Consider the following 2,224-nt stretch of genomic DNA (forward strand, 5'->3'; position numbering starts at 1 on the left):
TCTCCGTTTTTCAGTAGGAGGGCAGTCTTATGGCTTCGGTGCGGGGCTGGTTGGTGGCAAGCTTAATAGGAGCGGCCACAGTTATCGGGGGCGCTGCCGCTTGGGCTCAGAGCCGTAGTTTGTGGCTTCTTAATGGACAATCGACCGTAGTTACAGGCTATTTCTACCGAGGTGAAAACATCTGGGCGCAGTGCGACCAGGATTGCTTCGATGTGGATCTGGTGCTTTACGATGCCAGCGGTCAGGTGGTGGCTGCAGACGAACTGTTGGACGATTTCCCCATCGTGCAGGCGCCCTACGAGGGCAACTTTTCTGTCAAGGTGATCATGGCTAGCTGTCTCCACCCCAGTGGTTGTGCTGTGATCGTAGATTCGGACTACAGCTTCTGAGGGGTGCTGGCTGTCCTCACTTCGTCACCACTGCTTGGGAAACCGATTCAGTAGCCTAGGCTGCTTTATGAGCAGCTTCCTGGACTTTGGCATGGGTAAACTTGCTCAGCCCGTGGATGGTCTTTTCCCAGTAGAAGGGCTTGGTGAAAAGCTGCCACAGAGCCATGTAAGCTGCCATAGAGTGCAGTTGCCAGTAGATGGGGTTGAGCAGGGCATAGAAGGCCAGATCGTAGTACCCTCGCCGGAAAACGGCCACCAAGTTGAGGTAAATCCCAATGGCATTGCCCACCAGGAGGTTAAACAAGCCCAGATAAACCAGCCAACTGGGAAATAGGTTTTGCAGCCAATGGGCGCGGGTGAGCAGCCAGTAAATAAACAGCAGCCACATGATGGGGCTGGTGAGAAAGGTAAAGAAGCTGCCCCCGATAAAAAATTGGTAGGATAGCCAGTTTTTGAGGCCCAGCTTGCGCAACGAGCGCAGGGGGTTGCGGTTGTGCACCAGCCAAGTTTGCATGTAGCCTTTGATCCAGCGGGAGCGCTGCCGGATCCAGTTTTTAACGGCACAGTTGGCCTCTTCGTAGGTGGTGGAGTTGATCACGCCCACGGTATAGCCGTGCTGGCTGGCGCGGATGCCCAAGTCGGCGTCTTCAGTGACGTTGAACGGATCCCATCCCTGCAGCTCCCGCAGGCGGTCGGTGCGAAAGTGGTTGCTGGTGCCACCCAAGGGGATCGGCATTCTGAGAGTTTCCAAACCCGGCAGAAGGTAATCAAACCAATAGGAATACTCCAGGGTGAACATGCGGGTGAGGAAGTTCTCGCTGCGGTTGAAGTAGTTGAGGGCAGCCTGGACGCAGACCAAGCTGGGATCCCCTTTTCGGAAGGCAATGACTGCTTTTTTGAGTTGGTCTGGATCCGGAATGTCTTCAGCGTCGTAGATGGTGAGGTATTCGCCACGGGCAAAGGCCAGGCCGTAGTTGCAGGCTTTGGGTTTGGTCTTGGGCTTGCTATCTGGCACGATGAGCAGGCGCACGTAGCGGGGGGGCTTGGCAGCTCGAGCTGCCTCAATGGTGTCTCGGTCGTTTTCCTCCAACAGAATAAGCACATCCAACCGCTCGTGGGGGTAATCCAGCTTAGAGAGAGACTTGATCAAAATCGGCATTACTTCCGGCTCTTTGTAGACCGGCACCAGGATGGTGTAGATGGGCAAGTCGCGATCATCCAAAGCGGCTACTTCCTCATCGGTAATCTGGTGGAAGCGATCGGCGGATCCCACAAGACTGAGCAATAGCTTAAACAGAATCGAGGCCACGTAGAAGAGATTGATCAGCACCACCAAAATCGTCAGGGTCGTCCAGGGAGCAGTGGCCAATCCCCAAAGCAACAGCAGCAGCAGGCCGTAGCCCACTGCAATCTGAGAAGGAGTAAACACCCGCGAGGCCGATTCTTCTGGCAGGCGGGCCATCAGCTTGTACACCGCCTCTTGGCTGAAGCGGGATCCCTGGTCTTGGCTGAGCAGTTGCGTGATATCCTGCTCGGTGCCCAGAACTTTTTCAATACGCAAGCCTGGCCGCCAAGCGTAGAGGATCTCATCCACCTCCCAGTCCAGGGGGTCATTGACCATCACTGTAAGGGTGTGCTCATCCGTCCAGCTCAAGGGGTAGAAGAGGTGGCGCATCATCACCTCGGGATCAAACTGCCGGCTCAGGCTCTCGTCGCGGTGGAGCAGCCCTGTCCCTATCAGCTCCGAGACGGAAGGATAGCCCAGCAAATGGGCTAGGATGCTGAGATACTCGGGGGTGGAGAGGTAGCTCAGCCGGGTCAGCACCTGCCCCAGG

General features: G+C 56.0%; 2 protein-coding genes. One reads left to right on the forward strand and one right to left on the reverse strand.

Annotated elements, in window-relative coordinates:
* Positions 1 to 29 precede the first annotated feature (29 nt).
* The gene (locus tag NW820_RS02710) at positions 30 to 389 is read left to right on the forward strand and encodes a hypothetical protein (protein WP_099812809.1); all 360 of its coding nucleotides are present in this window, start codon (positions 30 to 32) and stop codon (positions 387 to 389) included.
* A gap of 55 nt (positions 390 to 444) precedes the next feature.
* Here NW820_RS02710 and NW820_RS02715 read toward each other — a convergent pair whose 3' ends face one another.
* Positions 445 to 2,223 carry a glycosyltransferase family 2 protein gene (locus NW820_RS02715; RefSeq protein ID WP_414406622.1) on the reverse strand — a complete coding sequence of 593 codons (1,779 nt, stop codon included), beginning with the start codon at positions 2,221 to 2,223 and terminating at the stop codon, positions 445 to 447.
* Between the last annotated feature and the right edge of the window lies 1 nt (position 2,224).

The sequence above is a fragment of the Synechococcus sp. R55.7 genome (genome assembly GCF_047461955.1).
Taxonomy (GTDB): domain Bacteria; phylum Cyanobacteriota; class Cyanobacteriia; order Thermostichales; family Thermostichaceae; genus Thermostichus.

What these genes read in the sequence shown, in the direction of transcription:
- NW820_RS02710 (WP_099812809.1), top strand. Translation starts at nt 30, where the DNA reads ATGGCTTCGGTGCGGGGCTGGTTGGTGGCAAGCTTAATAGGAGCGGCC.